The sequence below is a fragment of the Bacillus sp. AFS023182 genome (assembly GCF_002560575.1).
GTDB classification, from domain to species: domain Bacteria; phylum Bacillota; class Bacilli; order Bacillales; family Bacillaceae_G; genus Bacillus_A; species Bacillus_A arachidis.
In genome coordinates this window covers 34,231-54,151 of record NZ_NTRO01000053.1, presented here as the reverse complement: position 1 = coordinate 54,151, position 19,921 = coordinate 34,231, and the positions used below count along the sequence as shown (strand labels likewise).

The window sequence follows — 19,921 nt, the reverse complement described above, 5'->3', positions numbered from 1 at the left end:
AACCAGAAATCTTACATTTTTGTAAGATTAGAGATTACAGGTCGTATTTTTGAATATTTTGTGTATTATGTTTATAATAAATTCTTTCACACAAAGGAGATTATACCTATGTCATTTGAACAAACATTAGAAAAGTATGCTACTCTTGCAGTAAATGTCGGTGTTAATATTCAGCCTGGACAAATATTATCTATTAATGCGCCACTTGAGGCAGCTCCATTTGTCCGCCTTGTTACAGAAAAAGCATATAAATCAGGCGCAAAGCATGTATATGTAGATTGGAACGATGAAGTATTAACACGTTTAAAATTTGACTTAGCTCCTGAAGAAGCATTCTCAGAATTCCCTGCTTGGAAGGCGCATGCACGTGAAGAGCTTGCAAAAGAAGGCGCTGCATTTATGTCTATCTATGCAGAGAATCCAGATCTATTAAAAGGTGTAGATGCAAAGCGAATTGCAAGTTCTCATAAGGTTGCTGGAGAAGCAATGGAAGTATACCGCGGTTATTTACAAGCAGATAAAGTAAGTTGGTGCGTGATCTCTGTTCCTACGAAAGAATGGGCAGCAAAGGTGTTCCCTGATGTTACATTAGAAAAGCAAGAAGAGAAGCTATGGGATGCAATTTTCCAAGCAACTCGTGCAAATCTAGAGAATCCTGTGGAATCATGGAAAAAACATGATGAAACATTACATAAAAAAGTAGATTATTTAAATGAAAAACATTATAAGGCGCTTCATTATACAGGTCCTGGAACAGATTTAACAATTGAACTTCCAGAAAAACATGTATGGGCTGGAGCTAGTAGCTTAAATGAAAAAAATGTACCATTTATGGCTAACATTCCAACAGAAGAAGTATTTACATTGCCATTAAAAACAGGTGTAAATGGGCAAGTATCAAGTACAAAACCATTAGCATTTGCAGGTAACATTATCGATAACTTTACACTTACATTTGAAAATGGACGCATTGTAGAATATAAAGCTGATATTGGTGAAGAAGCATTAAAACATTTAGTTGAGACAGATGAGGGTTCTCATTTCTTAGGAGAGGTTGCATTAGTACCTCATGATTCACCAATTTCTAATACAAATATTTTATTCTATAATATGTTATTTGATGAAAATGCATCTTGCCATTTAGCAATTGGGCATGCCCATGCAACTAACTTAATCGGTGGTAAGACAATGACAAAAGAAGAACTTGCAGAAAATGGGGCAAACTCTAGTATTATACACGAAGACTTTATGATTGGTTCTGCCAAACTTAATATTGACGGCATTACAGCAGATGGCACACATGAACCAATTTTCTGTAAAGGAAACTGGGCGTTTTAATAATAAGTCAGGAAAAAAGTACTGTCTCCTGAAAGAAGGCAGTATTTTTTAAATTTTGGCTATGTTTTAAATAGATGTTGAAAATTAATATATTAATAGTAGATATACTATAATTAAGCCATATACATACAGGTTTGGAGGTATTATTACGACAAGTGTTAATTCTTTGATTTCAGATATTCAAAAACTATCAGTATCTCAACAAGAACAGTTACTTTCCTATTTAGAAGACCTACTTGTATTAGGTACACAAGTAGGTCAAGTAACACAAGAAGTCAAGGGATTTAGATTTGCCAAGGGAAAAATCTGCCCACAAATGCTGAAACTGTATCAAGAAACGGCAAGTATAAAGGGAAGCAACGATATATTTGTAAATCCTGTAATAAGAATTTTACTGACTTCACAAACTCTGCCACTTACAAAAGCAAGAAAACATTAGATAATTGGCTTAAATACGCTAAATGTATGATTGCAGGTTTTTCCATTAGAAAGAGTGCTACAATTGTAGAGATTAATATTGCAACAAGTTTCTTTTGGAGACACAAAATACTTGATTGTATAAGGTCATTTTTGGGTGTAGGCTCTGTTGAGGGTGTAATTGAGGCTGATGAAGTATTCTTTGCAGAGAGTTTCAAAGGTACAAAACCTTCTAAAACGCCGAGAAAATCTCATAAAAGAGGAAAACATAAAGAAGGAATTTACCATATTCAACACATTAATGCTGTACACAGCAAATTAAAAAAGTGGATGAATAAGTTTAATGGTGTTGCAACTAAATATATCAGCAACTATTTGTATTGGTTTAAATGGCTACAATTATTTGAAACTGACAAAGAAGTTGTTAAAATCAAGAACTTTATGGTTCAATGCAATGTAGCCCATGCTTATACAAGAATAACAGATTTTAAAGAAAGAGAGCCAATATTTATTTAGGTATATACATTTGTAATATTAGGAATGACGAATTATTTGTATTTCATGGAGGATAAATTGTAATGATGAAAAATAATTTTAAAATAGAAAATATTCCAGCGGTTTTGTGGGGTGACAAATCAGATAAGTTATTTGTGGTGGTGCATGGTAACATGTCAAACAAGGCAGATAACTCAATTATTGTATTTGCAGAAGAAGCAACAGCAGTAGGTTATCAAGTGCTTAGTTTTGATTTACCTCAACATGGTGACCGTAAGGATGATACCTATCTTTACAAAGTTCAAAACTGTGTCCAAGACCTTAATACAATTATGACCTATGCAAAATCGTTATCAAATAATATAAGCATTTTTGCTTGTAGCATGGGAGCGTATTTTAGTCTATTAGAATATAGTCATGAGCCGTTGAAGCAGTGCTTGTTTCTCTCTCCTGTGGTAAATATGGAACGTATCATAAATAATATGATGACATGGTTTAACGTAAGTGAGAGTAGACTAAAAATAGAGAAAGAAATTTCTACACCTATTGGACAAACTCTCTATTGGGATTACTACTGTTATGTGAAAGAACATCCTATTGTTGCTTGGAATAATCCAACTTCAATTCTCTATGGTTCAGAAGATAACTTATGTGAGTTTGACGTTGTATCTGAATTTAATAAACGTTTTAACTGTAATTTGCAAGTAATGGAGAATGGAGAACACTATTTCCATACTGAGGAACAGTTGCAGTATTTCAGACAATGGCTGAAAAGTCATATATACGTTAAATGATAATAAAATAAAAAATGATTGATGTATAATCTTCTTTAAAAGCGAATTAAGGGAAGTCAAAATGTCTTCCCTTAAAAGTTATATAATTTCAACATTGTTTTAAAAGATCGCCTAAATTTTCTATTCTCTTTAACCTTCACCATTTTACTCCTTTTTATAAAAAACAAAAAATCCGATTTCAAATGAAATTAGAAATAAAAGTAAGTCTATGACCTATTTTTACACGTATCTCGGCTGTACCCCAATTACTGATCAAATCTCTTTACGATTCTCAAGCCAAACATCATAGTAAAGAAAACAACTACCATTACATAGCCTAGTACGTATTCTACTCGTATCATAGAATTCTTGTTAGTTATATATAAAACAAACAGTATTACAGCACCAACTAAATGAGAAAGACCGAAGATTTGAGCCATAAATTTCAAACTCACCATTAACTTGATGGGTATGGGATTTAAAGCCCAATCTAAAATTTATGTATGTTTATGTATCTCTTCTAAATACTCGATAAATAATTTAAGTGGTACTAATCCGCGCTTTGGCATTTGACTACTTATTACTGCCACAAGTTCTAACTGCGGAACAATGATAATATATTGCCCACCATATCCCATTGCAAAAAATATATAATACGGTATGTGAAATCTTTCATTGTCTAATATCCACCAGTGATAGCCATATGCCCCAACATGCTCGTATGTTAAAAAACGCGGCTTACTCGATTGTTCAATCCAACTTGAGGATACAATCTTTTCTCCGCTCCAAAATCCATTCTGTAGACATAATAATCCTATTTTTAACAAATCCTCCCCTTTCATTTTCACACCAAATCCACCAACATAAATATTTTGTGGATCTTGTTGCCACTCATATTCGGTAATTTGTAAAGGATTAAATAGATATTCCTTTGCAAACAGCTCCGTTGTCTTTCCAGTTGCAACTTGTAGGATATAGCTTAACAAATGGGAAGAACCTGAATTATAATTCATTTTCGTTCCTATCTCTTCTATTAATGGTTTCTGTAAAATGTATTTTATCCAATTGTCTGATTCCACAAAATCGTTTGGAAATACAACTCCATTACCAAACTCCTTCCATTCTTCACCAGTTGTCATTGTCAGCAAGTGATAAATGGTTAATCCCTTCTTTTCTTTCGGTACATGTGGAATCCACTTTGCTATAGAAGTATGTATATCACTTATGTATCCTTTATCTATTGCTATACCGATTAAAATCGACACGATACTTTTAGTAATAGAATTAATTTTATATAAATTGTTTGCACATTCTTTTGTTTTATAATATTTGGTTGTTAACTCACCTTGTTGATAAACGAGAAATGTATTTACTTTCTTACTTTTAAACATATTTTCTAGCATGTAAAAATCCAATATTCGTTCCTCCAAACACTTGCTTTCTTCTAATAGTCTTTACTATTCTACTGTGAAATAGTGAACCTTTTTTTCTTTAATGGTATTTTTTAATTTTTTTGTTGATTAATTTAACGTTACTAATTGCTTTGCTCTAGGGATGTAATAAAAAAGATGAATGCTATAGTATCTTTTGATGTACTAAACAGCTTATGAACACGATAGTTTCCCTACAGAAAAAAGGAAGTAAATGATTAAAATTTACTTCCTTTTTTCTATGTTTACATACCTAAAAGAATACAACTACATATTACGATTAGAAATAAAACCAATAAACTTTTAGGGAAATTATTCATAGAATACTCCTTTAATTGTGAGATGTGTAACAGATTATAGCATGAATTAATTGCAACGTGTATCACATATACTTATTTTCCAAATATATACAACTTATTGTTTACATCATGTAGAAATATGATTTTTATTTTTGTAAGATTTTTCAAGACCTATCATAAAATGGTTAAAAATACACCTGTATACCAAATAGTTACCATTTGATATCACTCAAAAATATCAAAATTCCCTTCCATACAACTCTTAAAAAATCACATAAATTAAAGTCTTATTTGAGTATACCAAATGTAAAAGCTTGTATTCTATATCTAACAAAAATAAGCCCGATGCTTTCAGTATCGGGCTCATTTTTGTTAACTTAATGGTTATGTTCTTTCGATCATCTTTTTGCTACTTTTTTACAATTTCGTTCTCACATTCCAAAGCTCTGGGAAAAAGCGTTGATCAAGAACACGTTTTAAATAAGAAACACCAGATGATCCACCTGTTCCCATTTTATGTCCAATAATACGTTCTACTGTTTTCATATGGCGGAATCGCCACTGCTGTAACCAATCTTCAATGTCGATTAACTTTTCAGCCAGTTGATATAAATCCCAATATTTTTTTACATCTGCATACACTTCTAACCATGCAGCTTCAACTGTCGCATCTTCTTCATAAGGCTGTGTAATATCACGATTTAAAACATTTGGATTGATTGGGAATCCCTCTTTTACAAGCGCCTGAATTGCAACATCGTAAAGACTTGCTGAATGAAGCGCTTTATGCAAACGAGCATGTAACTCTGGATCTTTTTCATAAATTTTTAATGCATGAGGCGTTTTATAACCAAGTGCATATTCAATCATACGGTATTGATAGGACTGAAATCCCGATGCTTGACCGAGTGAATCACGAAACTCAATATATTCAGATGGCGTAAGCGTTGCAAGAATATCCCAAGATTGAATAATTTGCGATTGAATTTTTGAAACGCGTGCAAGCATTTTAAATGCCGGTGCTAACCTTTCATTTTGAATCGATTCAATCGCTGCGTTAAGTTCATGTAAAATGAGTTTCATCCACAGTTCACTTGCCTGGTGAATAATAATAAACAACATTTCATCATGGTGATCAGATAATCTTTTTTGACTTCCTAACAAACTATCTAATTGTAAATACTCTCCGTATGTCATATTTTCTTTAAAATCCGTATGAATTCCCTTTTCCATAATTACTTTTTCATTTTCTTTCATAAAAATGAACACCCCTTCTATGCATCATCTGCTTGCTCTTATAGTGGTCTTAAAACTGCACGAACCGGACTACCATCCGCATCTGTCAATGCAAGTGGCAAGGCAATCAGTTCATAATCTCCGTCTTGTACATGGTCTAATACAACATTTTCTAAGATATGAATACCGTGTTTAAATAATTGATGATGGGTTGCTAATTCTTTATCATCTAATGGGTCCACAGAAGGTACATCTACCCCGATTAATCGAATGCCTTTTTTCGAAAGAAATGGTGCAATATCAGCACGTAAATACGGAATTACTTGCGGGAACTCCTGTGCATTTCCATGTGAAGAAGTCCGAAGTAATAACCTCTCTATTCCATCTAAAGGGAATTTTTTTAATTCTTTTGCGCCAATACTTTCGATACCTGATACATCTATAATTCGAGCTTTACCAACATAGACGTTAACATCTAAATCTAGTACTCTTTTTCCGTTATTATCAAAATGAAATGGCGCATCAATATGCGTACCTGTATGAATACTCATCGTTAATTTTCCAACATTAACAGATCCGCTTTGTTCTTTTGACCATGAGACTTCGTATGAAAATGGCGTATCTCCTGGCCATGTCGCGATATCATTATTTAATGGTTGTGAAATATCAATCCAATCAGATTCTTTCATCGCTTATGCCACAACCTCTCGCTTATTTTCAAATTTTTTATATTCTTCATCTTTCATGATTTTCTTCAAAATTTGCACAGACTTCCACACTTCTTCATACGTGTTATATAAAGCAACCGGCGCAAGGCGAACTCCATTTGGTGCACGGAAATCAGGAATAACTCCATTTGCTTTTAATGCTTTACATATACGCGTAGCTTCGGGATGCTCTAAATAAATATGTCCCCCGCGTTTCTCGTCCTCTAATGGATTTCCAATTGTGAATCCAAGCCCATTCAGTTCATAGTTGATTAAATCTAGCATATAACGAGTAATGTGTAATGATTTTTCTCGTAATCTTTCAATGCCAGCTTCTTTGAAAATCTCAAGAGAACCAATTAGCGGCGCTGTACTTAACACATGAGGTGTACCAATTTGATATGCCCCGGCGTGTTCAGCTGCCATTAATGTATGTTCCATATCGAATTGCTTATCTTTTCTCGAACTAAACCAGCCAGAAAGCCCAGGAAGACGATCAAAATGTTTCTTGTTTACATATAATCCAGCAACACCACCAGGCCCTGCGTTTAAATATTTATAATTACACCATACTGCGAAATCAACATCCCATCCCTTAAAGTCATGCGGGATTGAACCGATGGAATGGCATAAATCAAAACCAATATGGATACCACGTTTGTGCGCTTCAGCTGTTAATCGCTTCATATCAAGAATTTGCCCACTTCGATATAGCACTGCAGGCAATAAAATTAACGCAATATCATCAGTCATCGCCTCAATAATATCTTCCTCTTGAAGCATCCTACCATCCCTGCTCTTCACTCGTACAAGATGTTCATCTGGATTTAATCCTTTTAAACGGATTTGGCTTTGCAACGCATAAATATCTGATGGGAATGTCAATTCATCTGCAAGAATTTTTGTGCGAATTCCTTTCGGTTCATAAAACGTCGCAATGACTTGATGAATATTCGTTGTCGTGGAACCGGTTACAATTACCTCTTCAGGTAAAGCACCAACAAGAGGAGCAGTTAATTCACCTAATTGTTCAGAGAGAAAAAACCAAGGATGTTCTCCTTCTGTCCACCCATCAATACCATACTCTTTCCATGAATCTAGCATAGTAAGTAAAGATTTTTCCGCTCTTTTTGAAAGTAATCCTAATGAATTACCATCTAAATATATTGTATCTACTTTCTTATAAAATTCTTTTTGAAAATTAGCAAGTTCATCATATTTATCACATTCAATCGCATAGTCGCAAGATGGTTCAAATGGCTCTCGATACATTCTTTCACCTTCTCTTAATTTTCTTTTTATTCCAACTAATTGAAATATAACATCAAAATTGACATAACGTCAATGATATTATGTCAGTTGACTTTTTGTACTCGATTCAACTAGAATAAAAATATATTTTCAGATATTTCAGTATAAAGGAGTGTCCAGTTTGGAAAAAGGTCTTCTTTCAACAAGACAACAGCGATCTATAGAAACGAGAAATAAATTATTAAAATCTGCCCGCAATGTTTTTTTAGAAAACGGATTTCACAAAACAACAATCTCTCAAATTATTAAACATGCTGAAACTGGTTATGGTACGGCATATGTATATTTTAAAAATAAAGATGAGCTCCTTATTATCCTTATGGAAGATATTATGAACCGCTTTTATCAAATTGCCGAACGTTCCTTTTCGCCTAAAACAAAAAAAGAAGCTCACAGTATGATACAAAATCAAACGCGAGCTTTTTTACAAATAACTGAAGAAGAAAGAAATATATTACAAGTCGTTGAAGAGGCTATCGGTGCGTCAAAAGAAATTCAACGAAAGTGGAATGATATTCAAGAACGTTTTATAAATCGAATTATGCAAGATATCACCTATTCTCAGGAAAATGGATTGGCACGAAATGAATTAAATAAAGCAATAGTAGCACGTGGTTGGTTCTCTATGAACGAAATGTTTCTATGGGAAATTGTTCGAAATGAGAAGGAAATAGATGTAGAGGAAATTGTATTTACACTAACAGAGATGTATACCTCAGGACTATATAAGAAATCTTAATTTTTCTCATATTAAGAGTAAGCGCGCATTTTTTTGTTTATAATGAATGAATCATTATCCATCTTAATGTTACAAATACGATCACACTACTTTCTCATTATTCGACTACAAATAAATCCCAGTGTATCAGTAGCAATTTTATTACGATTAAGTACAATTCCTGCGTGACCAGAATTATAAATATATCTAGTTGGCTTATCCCAAGAAGTCCATAAATACTCAGTATCCTGAAAATGTACATATTGATCATATTTTGCTGATAGTAATAGAATGTTTTCTTTATTCACCTTTGGTAGCGCTTGACTAGGCTCCGTAACCTTCCAATATTGGATTAATTGTTCGTATGTGACACCATGATGTTGTAAATCAGCTTTAATGAATTTCCCAGGACTTGTATTCCATATTGAATAGGACAATTGGTTAGCATAGAGTATAGAAGCTAATACATCAATGTTACTCTCAACAAGAGCCGTTAAATTTGTTATAAACCCACCTAAACTAATACCTATTAATACTATTTGTCCTTTCTTATTCCTTTTTATCCAGTCGATTAATGCTCTTAAATCAACTACAGCTTGTTGGACCGATTGAATGGTTCGTTGAATATTTGCGCTAATCATATATTCGCCACTGTATAGAGATTCCTCGGGTTTTCTTTCAAAGTGATATGGAAGTGTAAAATAATACATATTCCATCCTAAATCCATAATTCGTTTATGAAAAATATTTTTAACTCGGTCATTTGATTCCATTCGCCAACCATGAACAAAAATAACATTAGGAACTTCTTTATTTGTATTTAAATAGGCCTCTCCCTTTACAATATCATTATTTAAATGGTCAGATTGAATAGCACTTTCATATTTAAATTCCCCTATTTCATATCTTCCGTACTGTAATTCATGCGAATTAAAGGCAATAGCAGCTGGATATAATTTATAAAACTCCTCTATCCTCTTTTCACCTTCTAGTTTAGGAAAATTTCGATCAAATTGTAAATCCTTACTTTTTTTCTTGTGTAAATCATATAAAGCAAATTGTTCTATCATTTTCCATATAATCATATTAATTCTCCCTAAATTGTAAATCTTAGTTATTTTTAAATTCAATTATAATCATAAGATATTTTTTAAGATATAACAAAGCTAACTGTGGTATTTCATTTATTTTAAAGTATGGAAGCTTGTAATATTCCCTATCTATTAAAAAAGAACCCTTAATTTACAAGGATTCTATGAATTATTTGCATCTTAACCTCCTATTTCAAAAAAAAACTTCAATTAGACATCTTTTTTATTATATCCTACTCACAATTCCCAAAATAAACTTATATTCATCCCGCTTCTTTTTTGATTTCTTAAATCCTTCTTTTGAGTCTAATATAAAACAATTTTTTCGAAACCAAACTCGTAAATAGCATGATTCAAAACAAATAGGTTTCACAACTCCTTTTTGCTCAAATTCAGTCCCATCTTCTCGTTCTATTTCTGTTCGAATAAACCATCTATTTCCGATTCCAACCTCTATATACTTCATTTATAACGCTCCTTTCGCATTACTTCTAGGAAATTTCATTATAAACACTTCTACTATTTCCCTGGTAAGCGCACGTTTTGACAGATTCTCCTTTATTTTTTCTTTATTTATGTGAGCTAAAGGAAAAATATTTATGGCACCGAATAACTCAAAGGTATATAAATATTTCTTAAGAAAGGTATGTATATTATGAATAACCAATTTACTACTCTATTAAGTGAAATGATTTTTATAGAAAGACAATATAAATTTCCTAATCCAGATGCTGTTCTCTATCATCCTGGTCATTACACTGAATTAAATGAACAAATTATCACATTATTTCATGAGGAAAGCTTTAAAACCATTATGATTCCCAGTGTACATAATACATTTTTAAATGCAAATGAGTTTACTTTTCATAAAGAAGTCCTAGTTCAATCAGGAATTCCTGAAGAACTCGTTATTCCAATAACAGGAGAAGCTAATACTGCTAATGATGTTATAAAAAACGCAATGCTTCTTCTATCAAAAACAACCGAAAACAAAAATATTTTATTAGCGGGAAAAACTTTTTTTATGAAAAGATTCTTGCTTATAGCGACCGCGTTTGCTACAAATGACATGACTATCGATGTTCTTCCTTTACAAGATCATAGAAATCTTACGAAAGAAACATGGTACTTAACAGATATCGGTAGGAAACGAGTATGGAATGAATACCATATGATTTCAAAGTTTCTTAAAGAAAACTATCATTAAACCGTAAAGTAGTAGACTTTATCGCGTTGACCAACTTAAAAGATTTCCCCTCTCTATAGAAATCATTTCATTCTACTATTTCCCCGGTAAGCGCATATTCCGACAGAACATGCATCTACATACAAAAGAAGTAGATTTACCGACATCTACTTCTTTACAATTGGAACCGTTGCATTCGTTTATAAAACGTACTAGACGGAACATCTAATAACTTTGCCACAGGTGATACATTTCCCTAGCATCCATCCTAATTATATCTAGGTACCTCCATCTGGCCTCTAAATCCGTACTGTAATAAATCATCTCCCTTTTCTTCATTGTTGGAGATTCATTTTTAGGAGCTCGTGCGAGGAAATATAATTTTATTATAAAACCCCATAAAAACGTTTCCAATAAAATCAGGAAGATGACACAAACATGTTAACAATTCCAATATTTTAATGAATACTTTTGTATTTTCTATATATCACTACATTTTGCGCAATAGAACTCACTGCAATAAAAATCCATAACCATTTCATCGGATGATTATTTAGAAAAAATATTGTGCTTGCTATAATGAACAAAACAGTGGACACGATACTAATGCATAATTTTGTTCCTAGTTGCAAGATTCTCACTCCTTTTCGCCTATGTTTCTACTTTATTTTACTCGCTTAGAAACGTCTATATGTAATTCCATAAGCTATTCTCCATTAAATCTTCCCATAATAATAGTATTATAGTATTTACCATCAGCAAGCCTTTTATCATTTTTTAATATTCCTTCTATTTCAAAACCAAGTTTTTCATACAATTTAATTGCTTTACCGTTTGTTTCTAAAACATTCAAAGCAATCTTTTTGATCCCGTTGCTGTCAGCCCAAGAGATAGATTCTTTTAAAAGGTTTTTACCGATACCATATCCCCAAAACTCTTTTAATACACATACTCCAAATTCTACCTTATGCGAGAATCGCTTTAAATTCACTCCCTCACACCTTGAAAAACCAACAATCCTGTTATTCACTACAGCAACTAAAAATAGGTTTCTTGGACTTTCAGTGTCTGTTTGTATAATCTCTTCAAACCCCTTTGTATCTATGAATCCCTCTCCTTTTTCTCTATCCAAATTTTCAGTCTCTCCATCAATCTGTAATCTTAACTCTGATAAGTCTTTTGCATCTTTATCCATTGCAGATCTAATAGTATACATTATCCCATTTACGTCAAACTCTTGTTTGCTAATAATCATAATATACCCCTTTTACATTAAGTTGATTTAGAAAAATAAAACAGCTAAAGCCCTTAATAATTTACTGCAATTCTAGCTAAATACCCCCCACCAATTTGTTCGATAAGATATTGTCCTAAATGGTAAATCTTGATAATCTCAGTTTATCATAGGTTCCATCAGTTAAGAATAAGTAGCTATTATCACTATCTAAAAAAATGTTTTATTGCTTCAAGCTGTATTTTATGATTACATTCGTCACAGCAATATTTACCTTTCTGGTCTTCCTTGAATTTCTTATATTTTTCAGTTCCTTCATATACCCGAAATACATTTTTACAACAAAAACAAATAACCTCATAAAATATCATGTCCTTCCCCCTCCTTAAGGTAATACGTTACTTTTGAATTGCCCGCTCAAAGATCTTGATAAGTTCTTTCGTGTAATCTTTAACGTTAAGATCGGAATTTCTCATTAGCTCTAGGCTAACGCCATCACCCTTAAGGACGATGTGAAAAACTCTCGAAACCCTCCTTCTGCATGCCCAAACGTAGAATATTTCCAATAGGAAGAAAAATAGTTTTAGTATGGTCTGCTGCAAACCGAAGTTTCCCTTCATCTGTTCTTTCATTCGAAACAATTTCTATAACAGCGAATATATGTTTTCAATTTTCATCTATAAATTTCAGATTGGATTCAATATATCTTTGAAGCATTCTTTTTGGGGACATTTGAGTTTCAATTTGCGGACAAATAAAGGACTGGCAAGCTATATAGTAATCAATAACAAATGTATGTAAAGAAACAATATCTATGCTTGACGATGTGATGTAAGAGAATGATAGATTTTCTACACGTAAATCGTTATGATGTAAGAAAAAAGAAAGTGAGCGAAAAATGAGTAAAATCGCGATTATTACAGGTGCATCCAGTGGATTTGGCCTTTTAACTACCCTTGAACTTGCAAAGAAAGACTATTTCGTCATCGCTACAATGCGTAACCTTGATAAACGAGCAGAATTATTATCTCAAGCTACTGCATTACATTTAAAACAAAATATCAAAATTCATCAATTAGATGTTACAGATCAAAAATCTATACAGGCATTTCAATTGTTTTTAAAAGAATTAAATCAAGTAGATCTTCTCGTTAATAACGCGGGATATGCGAGCAGTGGATTTATAGAGGAAATTCCAATAGAAGAATATCGCAAACAATTTGAAACGAATGTGTTTGGAGCAATATCAATATCTCAAATTGTATTACCGTATATGCGAAAACAAAAAAGTGGAAAAATTATTAATGTAAGTAGTATTAGTGGCCAAGTTGGTTTTCCTGGTTTATCTCCTTACGTTTCCTCCAAATATGCATTAGAAGGTTGGAGTGAATCCCTGCGCCTAGAGGTAAAACCGTATGGAATAGATGTTTCATTAATCGAACCCGGTTCCTATAACACAAACATATGGGAAGTTGGTAAAGAACTTGCAGAAAATTATGTAGAAACAACCTCTCCCTATAAAGAATATATGGATAAAATACAGAATCATATGAATAGTAGCAGTGAAACATTTGGCGATCCGATAGATGTTGCTCAAAAGATTGTAGCAATTGCTGAAACAAAAACGGCAACATTACGATATCCAATTGGAAAAGGTGTAAAATTGATGATGGTTGCGAAAAAATTTCTTCCGTGGAGAGTGTGGGAGTTTCTTGTTTTGAGAAGTCTTAAGAAGATGTAATGCAGAGGACTACTAATAAATAAGAGTCGTTATACACATTGAAATTGTGATAACGACTCTTATTATTTTACTCTTTTAACCAACAGGTTGGAATACATATATCATGAAATAATGTAATAATTAAACAAAACAAGAATACAAGTAGAGTCAACACAATCACTTTAGTGAGAGACATCCATTCTCCACTTCCCTGTAATTTACTATAATCACTTCACATGCTGTTTCACTGAATTCAATCGATCCACCCGGAAAGCGATAAAATGTTTCTTGCTTGTCACACTAAACAAGAACTTTAGAATGATCTCCATTCATAATAATCGCTTCTGAACGTAATAACAGCCTTTTCATTTTTCCTCTCTCTGTTGTACTGAATTTACAGATCGGATTTTCTCCGGTTGATCGCTCGGATAAGTAGCATACACACGATTATCATAATCCCAACTCATTATCGTGGCACTATCTCGTCCAAGTTGATGATGAACATGTTCTAAGACATCTTGAACACATTTTGTTAATTCTGGTTTATTTTCATACATATCTTTATACAAATAAAATGGATTTTCATAACGGCGTTCTCCGCATTCTAGTACACCATCTGTTACCATTATGATTCTATTTCTTCCTGTACGTAGTTCTCGAATACCAGAAGAATAACACGGGACTGGTAAAGAAAATGTATTCACATGCCCAATCCATTCATAAAAATGACGTTGGTTCAGCATATATTGTCCTAACTTATGTAATTCTTCATGAAATACATAAACGAGGCAGTCTCCTATAGAAAACCACCAAATATAATTTTCTTTTCTTACACATATTAAGCAAGCTGTTTCACCTTTTACTTGCTGGCACGACTGTTTAAATGAATTTGATTGAAAAAGTGCGAGTAAATGATTTTCAACAGATCGAAATACCGTTTCAACAGGCTTTTCTAATAAAGCTTTTATATTTTCATATTCATTTTTTATTGTATGTACTACTAAAGCAACACTTTCTGCACTATTGTGACCATCTAATATCATCGCAAATTCCCAGTTTCCATTTGACCAAACGAAAGCACCGTCTTCATTCTTCTTTGCGCCTGCACTCTTATTCCCACCATATCTGCCAAGCACTATCTCACCATGTTGCTGAACTGAAATTTCCCCTAAATACATTTCGTCACTACCAACCCATGAATATTGTGTATTATTTGTTGTATGCATACTCATTCACCATATATGTTCGTATTCTTTCACATAGTTTTTGTATTTGTTCTTCTTGTCCATATGGTGCACCTTCCCAATTTGCTACCTTAGTTGGTGACCAAAATTCCTTTGGTGTATTTGGATAACGTGGAATTATATGCATGTGCATATGATTTACTCCATTACCAGAAACGAAAGCATAAATATGTTCTGCACCCTCGCATTCTTTTAATGCACGGCTTACTCTGCTCGTAATTAAACCAAAAGCTTTCGCTTCTTCTTCTGTTAATTCAGCTAATCCTGGCGTATGTCTTTTTATATCAATCATTACATATCCGAGATACGTCTTGTCCTCTTCCCAATAGACATGTCCTACATATACAAGGTTATCTTCATAAATTGTCCCACCAGGTACTTGAATATTTCCGTTATGTTTTTGACAAATGAAACAGCTTTCTTCAGAGAAGTTTTGAATAGACATATGCATCCCTCACATTCCTTAAATTTATATTTTATAATATCATAAAAACGGAATACAAGTTAGATTTTTCCTAAATATCAGATTTTTTTTGGTTATTCATTTACAGAAATGAAAATCAAAATGATCTCGTATTTCGCACTTATTACCTTATTTTTCACAAGTCACCTTTACACGTATATAGGCATTTACTATAGAAAGCCATCTTTTACTGAAGGAGGAAGAAATCCCATGCACCCCTATATGAATTCACATTTCAATCACCTACCTATCCCCCATCAAAACCAAGCTGTACGAACTACACCACCGCTTCCTAACGATTCTTATTATATGAAGCAGCAAATGACGAATCTTGAAAATCAATTAGCAAAATTAATCGCGTTAATGAAAAAAACAACCAATTAATCAAATCGATGGAACAACAACAAAATCAAGTTTGTGCCCCGGGTGGAGGTTCGGTAATTGTTCGTATGTAATCTTTTCCGATCTTTCATCACAATAAAAAGCACGCATCGTATATGAGAAGATCCATTATGATGCGTGTTTTTATTTAACCTTTTCTTTTCCGGTGAAACCCTTGCGTAATCCGATCTAATACAATCGCAATGACTACAATAGCTAGTCCAGCTTCAAACCCCATTCCAATGTTAACTTGCGTTACAGAACGATATACATCTACACCAAGCCCCGGTGCTCCTACAAGTGAAGCTGTAACAACCATTGATAAGGACAGCATGATACTTTGGTTTACACCAGCCATTATAGTTCCCGTTGCGAGAGGTAACTGAACTTTAAATAACTTTTGCGATGTAGTTGAACCAAATGCATTTGCAGCTTCAATTAAATCTTCTGGTACTTGTCTAATTCCTAAATCCGTAAAACGAATTGTCGGTGGCATTGCAAAAATAACAGAAGCGATAATACCAGGAACAACGCCTACTCCGAAAAATGTAATCGCTGGAATCAAGTATACGAACGCCGGCATTGTTTGCATAAAGTCTAATGTTGGTTTTAATATTTTTGAAAACCGTTCATTTTGGGATGCTAACACACCTATTGGAATCCCGACAATAATGGAAATAATGACTGATGTGAGAACAAGCGCCAATGTTTGCATCGTTTGTCCCCAATAGTTAATGTTTAGAATAAATAATAAGCCGATTAACGCAAATACCACTAAAGATATTTTCCTTGTTGTATACCAAACGAGAAAACATACGATTATAATCATTAAAAATGCTGGAATCAATGTTAAGAAATTTGTAAGTAAATCAACAAAACCACCAATGACATATGAAAACCCTCTAAACAGTCCTTCAAAATTCGCATATAAACTAGCAACGAATGCATCAACCCATTCACCTAAAGGAATACGCGGAATACTATTCACCGTCATTCACCTCTTCTTCAATATTTCCTGCGAGGGCTTGAATGACACTTTCCCGTTTTATTATGCCTCTTAACCTTTTCTTTTCATCAATTACTGGTAACGGCAGCTTCATTTCCGCCATTTTTGCATATGTTTCTTCCAATAATGTATCTAAATAAACATGCGGAATATCCTTCAAGAGTAAATCTGCGATTGGCCATTGTTTTTGAACAGCTTTACTGGCATCATCAGCCGTTAAAATACCTAAAAATTCATGTTTTTTATTTACAACATATACAGTGGACACACCTGCATTTCTCATAATTTGTAGTGCTACACGTGGTCCGCGGTCAATTAGTAATGTTTCTGGTCTTTTCAAAATAGATTCAGCAGTAATCACTTTCCCTAAATTCACATCAGCAACGAATTTCTCTACGAATTCATTGGCTGGGCTTATCATAATTTCTTCTGGAGTACCAATTTGCACAATTTCTCCGTCTTTCATTAATGCGATACGATCCCCAATTCGTAGCGCTTCATCTAAATCATGTGTAATAAAAATAATCGTTTTTTCCATCTTATCTTGCAGCTCTAACAATTCATCTTGCATCTCTTTTCGAATGAGTGGGTCTAATGCGCTAAATGACTCGTCCATAAGTAGAACATCTGGATCATTTGTAAGAGCTCTGGCAATTCCAACGCGCTGCTGCATTCCACCACTTAGTTGCCCTGGATAACTATTTTTATGATGATCTAATCCTACTAATTTAAGTGATTCTAGTGCCTTTGCTTCTCTTTCTTCTACTGGAACCCCTTGTATTTCTAATCCATAGGCAACATTTTGTAAGACGGTACGATGTGGGAACAGTGCAAACTTTTGAAAAACCATACTCATTTTCGTTCTTCTGACTTTCCTAAGCGCTTCTTTCCCCATTGTTGCGATATCTTCCCCGTCTATGTATATGTGCCCTGCTGTTGGCCTTATAAGCTGATTGAGCATACGAACAAGAGTTGATTTTCCGCTCCCAGATAGCCCCATAATGACAAAAATTTCTCCGGTATATACTTCAAACGTTGCCTTTTTCACCCCAACGTTCATTCCTGTTTCTTTCAATATTTCTGATTTACTTTTTCCTTCTTTTAATAAGGCGACTGCTCTTTGAGGATTTTTTCCAAATACTTTTGTTACGTTTTCTACACGTACTTTTGTATTTTCCATAAAACGACTCCTTTTCTGCCTATCTATTCACATAGTGTAACGATTTTAAACAGAAATATTACATAAAGAGGATTTTTTTAAAATTCTTGTTTCCGTTCATAATAAGAAGGTTCACTTATAGATTTATTCCTACTAACAACGCGATCCAAAACGAAATGAAAATTTCTATTTATGAAACGGGAGGATTCAATGAAACGGAAAATATGGCTTATAAGTATTTTGTTATTTATTAGTATGATTATTGCCTCTTGTAATGCTACAAATGCAAATACGAAAGGGAAAATTAAACTTGGTGTAACAAGTTGGAAGGAAAATATTGCGGCTGCAAATATGTGGAAAGTTTTATTAGAACAAAAAGGCTATAAAGTTGAACTCATGTATTTAGAAAAAGCAGCCATTTGGACTGGTGTCGCTCGCGGCGATGTTGATGCAAATTTAGAAGTATGGCTTCCGGTTACCGATAAGCCCTTAAATGATCGGTATAAAAATGACATTGTGTTAAAATCGAAATGGTATGAGGGCACTGGACTTGGATTGGTTGTTCCTTCTTATATGAAAGATATTAACAGCATCGAAGATTTAAACGCCCATAAGGATGAATTGAACAACAAAATTGTAGGGATTGAACCTGGTAGTAGCCTTATGAACTTAACGGATAAAGCAATGAAAGAATATGATATCAAGCTAAAACTTGTCCAATCTTCGGAAGCGGCAATGATGAGTGAGCTAAAAAAGGCTTATACGCAAAAGAAACCAATCGCTGTAACGCTTTGGAATCCACACTGGGGCTTTTCAGAATTTGATTTGAAATATTTAAAAGACCCTAAAAAAGTATATGGTGAAAAAGACGACATTTATTACTCTGTACGAAAAGGTTTTGAAAAAGATTATCCAGAGATTGTGAAATATTTCGATAGATGGAAAATGAATGACGAACAACTTGGTACTTTAATGGTGATGTTAAATAAAACAAAGGACCCTGAAGAAGCTGCACGAAAATGGATTAAACAGAATCAAGCATTAGTTGATGAATGGACAAAAGATTGATTTATGGCATAAAAATAGGCCGGAGAATCATATATTCTCTGGCCTATTTTAAGTTATTTTTTTTCAATAACAGCGTCAACAATACCATATACTTTCGCTTCTTCTGCAGTCATAAAGTAATCTCTTTCTGTATCCTCCGCTACCTTTTCAACTGGTTGACCTGTTCGATCCGATATAATTTTATTAATATCATGTTTTAACTTTAATATTCGTTTTGCAGTTATTTCAATCTCCGTCGCTTGCCCTTTTACTCCGCCAAGTGGCTGATGAATCATAATTTCACTATTTGGAAGCGCAAACCTTTTTCCTTTTGCTCCAGCGAGTAACAATAAGGCTCCAAATGACGCTGCGAATCCCATACAAAGTGTTTGAACATCGGGTTTAATCAAATTCATTGTATCTAATATCGCAAATCCCGCTGTAGTTGAGCCTCCTGGACTATTGATATAAAGAAAAATATCCTTCTCCGCATCTTCTGCCTCTAAAAATAATAACTGTGCCACGATACTGCTTGCTACTTGATCATTAATTTCTGATCCGATCATGACAATACGGTCTTTTAACAACCTTGAATATATATCATAGGAGCGTTCTCCTAATTTTGTTTGTTCTACAACATACGGAATTGCATTCATTATAATCCCT

20 protein-coding genes and 5 pseudogenes are annotated in these 19,921 nt (G+C 33.6%); 8 read left to right on the top strand and 17 right to left on the bottom strand.

Going from position 1 to position 19,921, the window contains the following annotated elements; translation table 11 throughout:
* Window positions 1-108: 108 nt before the first annotated feature.
* The 3 genes and pseudogenes from CN288_RS20795 (at window position 109) to CN288_RS20785 (ending at window position 3,044) form a co-directional block, all read left to right on the top strand.
* Window positions 109-1,338, top strand: a complete 1,230-nt coding sequence (locus CN288_RS20795; RefSeq protein WP_026590977.1) for an aminopeptidase — start codon at window positions 109-111, stop codon at window positions 1,336-1,338.
* Window positions 1,339-1,483: 145 nt separating this feature from the next.
* Window positions 1,484-2,271: pseudogene (locus CN288_RS20790) on the top strand (IS1/IS1595 family N-terminal zinc-binding domain-containing protein).
* A gap of 62 nt (window positions 2,272-2,333) precedes the next feature.
* Complete coding sequence (locus CN288_RS20785) at window positions 2,334-3,044, top strand: alpha/beta hydrolase (RefSeq protein ID WP_098303025.1); 711 nt, start codon at window positions 2,334-2,336, stop codon at window positions 3,042-3,044.
* Window positions 3,045-3,289: 245 nt separating this feature from the next.
* On the opposite strand, the pseudogene CN288_RS30095 reads toward CN288_RS20785, so the two are convergent.
* The 5 genes and pseudogenes from CN288_RS30095 to kynU form a co-directional block, all read right to left on the bottom strand.
* Window positions 3,290-3,478, bottom strand: a pseudogene (locus tag CN288_RS30095) (hypothetical protein); the annotation flags it as partial.
* Window positions 3,479-3,520: 42 nt separating this feature from the next.
* Entirely contained in the window at window positions 3,521-4,438 is a 918-nt protein-coding gene (locus CN288_RS20775; protein ID WP_098303024.1) for a serine hydrolase domain-containing protein, read from the bottom strand.
* A gap of 731 nt (window positions 4,439-5,169) precedes the next feature.
* Entirely contained in the window at window positions 5,170-6,009 is an 840-nt protein-coding gene (gene kynA / locus CN288_RS20770) for a tryptophan 2,3-dioxygenase (protein ID WP_026590981.1), read from the bottom strand.
* Window positions 6,010-6,047: 38 nt separating this feature from the next.
* Entirely contained in the window at window positions 6,048-6,677 is a 630-nt protein-coding gene (gene kynB, locus CN288_RS20765; protein ID WP_026590982.1) for an arylformamidase, read from the bottom strand.
* 3 nt (window positions 6,678-6,680) lie between these two features.
* Window positions 6,681-7,967 (bottom strand): kynureninase, encoded by a 1,287-nt coding sequence (gene kynU / locus CN288_RS20760; protein WP_026590983.1) that lies wholly within the window; start codon window positions 7,965-7,967, stop codon window positions 6,681-6,683.
* Between the two features lie 160 nt (window positions 7,968-8,127).
* Here kynU and CN288_RS20755 point away from each other — a divergent pair, with 160 nt between their 5' ends.
* On the top strand, window positions 8,128-8,745 hold the full coding sequence (locus tag CN288_RS20755) for a TetR/AcrR family transcriptional regulator (RefSeq protein WP_026590984.1): 618 nt from the start codon (window positions 8,128-8,130) through the stop codon (window positions 8,743-8,745).
* Between the two features lie 86 nt (window positions 8,746-8,831).
* On the opposite strand, the gene CN288_RS20750 is transcribed toward CN288_RS20755, so the two are convergent.
* Both CN288_RS20750 and CN288_RS20745 read right to left on the bottom strand, forming a co-directional pair.
* The gene (locus CN288_RS20750) at window positions 8,832-9,809 is read right to left on the bottom strand and encodes an alpha/beta hydrolase (protein WP_026590985.1); all 978 of its coding nucleotides are present in this window, start codon (window positions 9,807-9,809) and stop codon (window positions 8,832-8,834) included.
* 232 nt (window positions 9,810-10,041) lie between these two features.
* Window positions 10,042-10,281, bottom strand: coding sequence for a DUF3977 family protein (locus CN288_RS20745; RefSeq protein WP_026590986.1), 240 nt, complete (start codon window positions 10,279-10,281; stop codon window positions 10,042-10,044).
* A 189-nt stretch (window positions 10,282-10,470) separates the two neighbouring features.
* Here CN288_RS20745 and CN288_RS20735 point away from each other — a divergent pair, with 189 nt between their 5' ends.
* A complete protein-coding gene (locus tag CN288_RS20735; RefSeq protein ID WP_090689655.1) occupies window positions 10,471-11,022 on the top strand; it encodes a hypothetical protein in 552 nt (183 codons plus the stop codon).
* A 154-nt stretch (window positions 11,023-11,176) separates the two neighbouring features.
* Here the strand turns inward: CN288_RS20735 and CN288_RS30090 are convergent.
* The 4 genes and pseudogenes from CN288_RS30090 to CN288_RS29770 all read right to left on the bottom strand — a co-directional run.
* Window positions 11,177-11,257 (bottom strand): annotated as a pseudogene (locus tag CN288_RS30090) (helix-turn-helix domain-containing protein); the annotation flags it as partial.
* 450 nt (window positions 11,258-11,707) lie between these two features.
* The gene (locus CN288_RS20725; RefSeq protein ID WP_098303021.1) at window positions 11,708-12,256 is read right to left on the bottom strand and encodes a GNAT family N-acetyltransferase; all 549 of its coding nucleotides are present in this window, start codon (window positions 12,254-12,256) and stop codon (window positions 11,708-11,710) included.
* Between the two features lie 185 nt (window positions 12,257-12,441).
* Window positions 12,442-12,606, bottom strand: coding sequence for a DUF2197 domain-containing protein (locus CN288_RS20720; RefSeq protein ID WP_081810979.1), 165 nt, complete (start codon window positions 12,604-12,606; stop codon window positions 12,442-12,444).
* Between the two features lie 27 nt (window positions 12,607-12,633).
* Window positions 12,634-12,867, bottom strand: a complete 234-nt coding sequence (locus CN288_RS29770) for a hypothetical protein (protein WP_255260027.1) — start codon at window positions 12,865-12,867, stop codon at window positions 12,634-12,636.
* 266 nt (window positions 12,868-13,133) lie between these two features.
* Here CN288_RS29770 and CN288_RS20710 point away from each other — a divergent pair, with 266 nt between their 5' ends.
* The gene (locus tag CN288_RS20710; RefSeq protein ID WP_098303020.1) at window positions 13,134-13,976 is read left to right on the top strand and encodes an oxidoreductase; all 843 of its coding nucleotides are present in this window, start codon (window positions 13,134-13,136) and stop codon (window positions 13,974-13,976) included.
* Window positions 13,977-14,177: 201 nt separating this feature from the next.
* Here CN288_RS20710 and CN288_RS29765 read toward each other — a convergent pair.
* From CN288_RS29765 to CN288_RS20695, 3 genes and pseudogenes are all read right to left on the bottom strand, one after another.
* Window positions 14,178-14,324: pseudogene (locus CN288_RS29765) on the bottom strand (NUDIX domain-containing protein); the annotation flags it as partial.
* Window positions 14,321-15,187, bottom strand: coding sequence for a PP2C family serine/threonine-protein phosphatase (locus CN288_RS20700; RefSeq protein ID WP_026590991.1), 867 nt, complete (start codon window positions 15,185-15,187; stop codon window positions 14,321-14,323). The pseudogene CN288_RS29765 and the gene CN288_RS20700, both read right to left, overlap by 4 nt.
* A complete protein-coding gene (locus CN288_RS20695; protein ID WP_026590992.1) occupies window positions 15,165-15,644 on the bottom strand; it encodes an HIT family protein in 480 nt (159 codons plus the stop codon). Before CN288_RS20695 ends, CN288_RS20700 begins: the two co-directional genes overlap by 23 nt.
* A gap of 228 nt (window positions 15,645-15,872) precedes the next feature.
* Between CN288_RS20695 and CN288_RS28950 the strand changes: the two are divergent.
* Window positions 15,873-16,117, top strand: a pseudogene (locus tag CN288_RS28950) (hypothetical protein).
* A gap of 74 nt (window positions 16,118-16,191) precedes the next feature.
* Here the strand turns inward: CN288_RS28950 and CN288_RS20690 are convergent.
* Together CN288_RS20690 and CN288_RS20685 are read right to left on the bottom strand one after the other, a co-directional pair.
* Entirely contained in the window at window positions 16,192-17,031 is an 840-nt protein-coding gene (locus tag CN288_RS20690) for an ABC transporter permease (protein WP_026590993.1), read from the bottom strand.
* Window positions 17,024-18,229 (bottom strand): quaternary amine ABC transporter ATP-binding protein, encoded by a 1,206-nt coding sequence (locus tag CN288_RS20685; protein ID WP_026590994.1) that lies wholly within the window; start codon window positions 18,227-18,229, stop codon window positions 17,024-17,026. The genes CN288_RS20690 and CN288_RS20685 overlap by 8 nt, the downstream gene beginning before the upstream one ends.
* Window positions 18,230-18,418: 189 nt before the next feature.
* On the opposite strand from CN288_RS20685, the gene CN288_RS20680 reads away from it, so the two are divergent.
* Window positions 18,419-19,276, top strand: a complete 858-nt coding sequence (locus tag CN288_RS20680; RefSeq protein ID WP_098303019.1) for a glycine betaine ABC transporter substrate-binding protein — start codon at window positions 18,419-18,421, stop codon at window positions 19,274-19,276.
* A 53-nt stretch (window positions 19,277-19,329) separates the two neighbouring features.
* Here the strand turns inward: CN288_RS20680 and clpP are convergent, their stop codons facing one another.
* Complete coding sequence (gene clpP, locus CN288_RS20675; RefSeq protein ID WP_026590996.1) at window positions 19,330-19,911, bottom strand: ATP-dependent Clp endopeptidase proteolytic subunit ClpP; 582 nt, start codon at window positions 19,909-19,911, stop codon at window positions 19,330-19,332.
* Window positions 19,912-19,921 lie beyond the last annotated feature (10 nt).

Excerpts from the sequence above, each read along its gene's own strand:
- CN288_RS20795 (WP_026590977.1), top strand. The coding sequence starts at position 109 with ATGTCATTTGAACAAACATTAGAAAAGTATGCTACTCTTGCAGTAAAT.
- CN288_RS20785 (WP_098303025.1), top strand. The coding sequence starts at position 2,334 with ATGATGAAAAATAATTTTAAAATAGAAAATATTCCAGCGGTTTTGTGG.
- kynA (WP_026590981.1), bottom strand. The coding sequence starts at position 6,009 with ATGAAAGAAAATGAAAAAGTAATTATGGAAAAGGGAATTCATACGGAT.
- kynB (WP_026590982.1), bottom strand. The coding sequence starts at position 6,677 with ATGAAAGAATCTGATTGGATTGATATTTCACAACCATTAAATAATGAT.
- kynU (WP_026590983.1), bottom strand. The coding sequence starts at position 7,967 with ATGTATCGAGAGCCATTTGAACCATCTTGCGACTATGCGATTGAATGT.
- CN288_RS20750 (WP_026590985.1), bottom strand. The coding sequence starts at position 9,809 with ATGATTATATGGAAAATGATAGAACAATTTGCTTTATATGATTTACAC.
- CN288_RS20745 (WP_026590986.1), bottom strand. The coding sequence starts at position 10,281 with ATGAAGTATATAGAGGTTGGAATCGGAAATAGATGGTTTATTCGAACA.
- CN288_RS20735 (WP_090689655.1), top strand. The coding sequence starts at position 10,471 with ATGAATAACCAATTTACTACTCTATTAAGTGAAATGATTTTTATAGAA.
- CN288_RS20725 (WP_098303021.1), bottom strand. The coding sequence starts at position 12,256 with ATGATTATTAGCAAACAAGAGTTTGACGTAAATGGGATAATGTATACT.
- CN288_RS20720 (WP_081810979.1), bottom strand. The coding sequence starts at position 12,606 with ATGATATTTTATGAGGTTATTTGTTTTTGTTGTAAAAATGTATTTCGG.
- CN288_RS29770 (WP_255260027.1), bottom strand. The coding sequence starts at position 12,867 with ATGAAAGAACAGATGAAGGGAAACTTCGGTTTGCAGCAGACCATACTA.
- CN288_RS20710 (WP_098303020.1), top strand. The coding sequence starts at position 13,134 with ATGAGTAAAATCGCGATTATTACAGGTGCATCCAGTGGATTTGGCCTT.
- CN288_RS20700 (WP_026590991.1), bottom strand. The coding sequence starts at position 15,187 with ATGAGTATGCATACAACAAATAATACACAATATTCATGGGTTGGTAGT.
- CN288_RS20695 (WP_026590992.1), bottom strand. The coding sequence starts at position 15,644 with ATGTCTATTCAAAACTTCTCTGAAGAAAGCTGTTTCATTTGTCAAAAA.
- CN288_RS20685 (WP_026590994.1), bottom strand. The coding sequence starts at position 18,229 with ATGGAAAATACAAAAGTACGTGTAGAAAACGTAACAAAAGTATTTGGA.
- CN288_RS20680 (WP_098303019.1), top strand. The coding sequence starts at position 18,419 with ATGAAACGGAAAATATGGCTTATAAGTATTTTGTTATTTATTAGTATG.
- clpP (WP_026590996.1), bottom strand. The coding sequence starts at position 19,911 with ATGAATGCAATTCCGTATGTTGTAGAACAAACAAAATTAGGAGAACGC.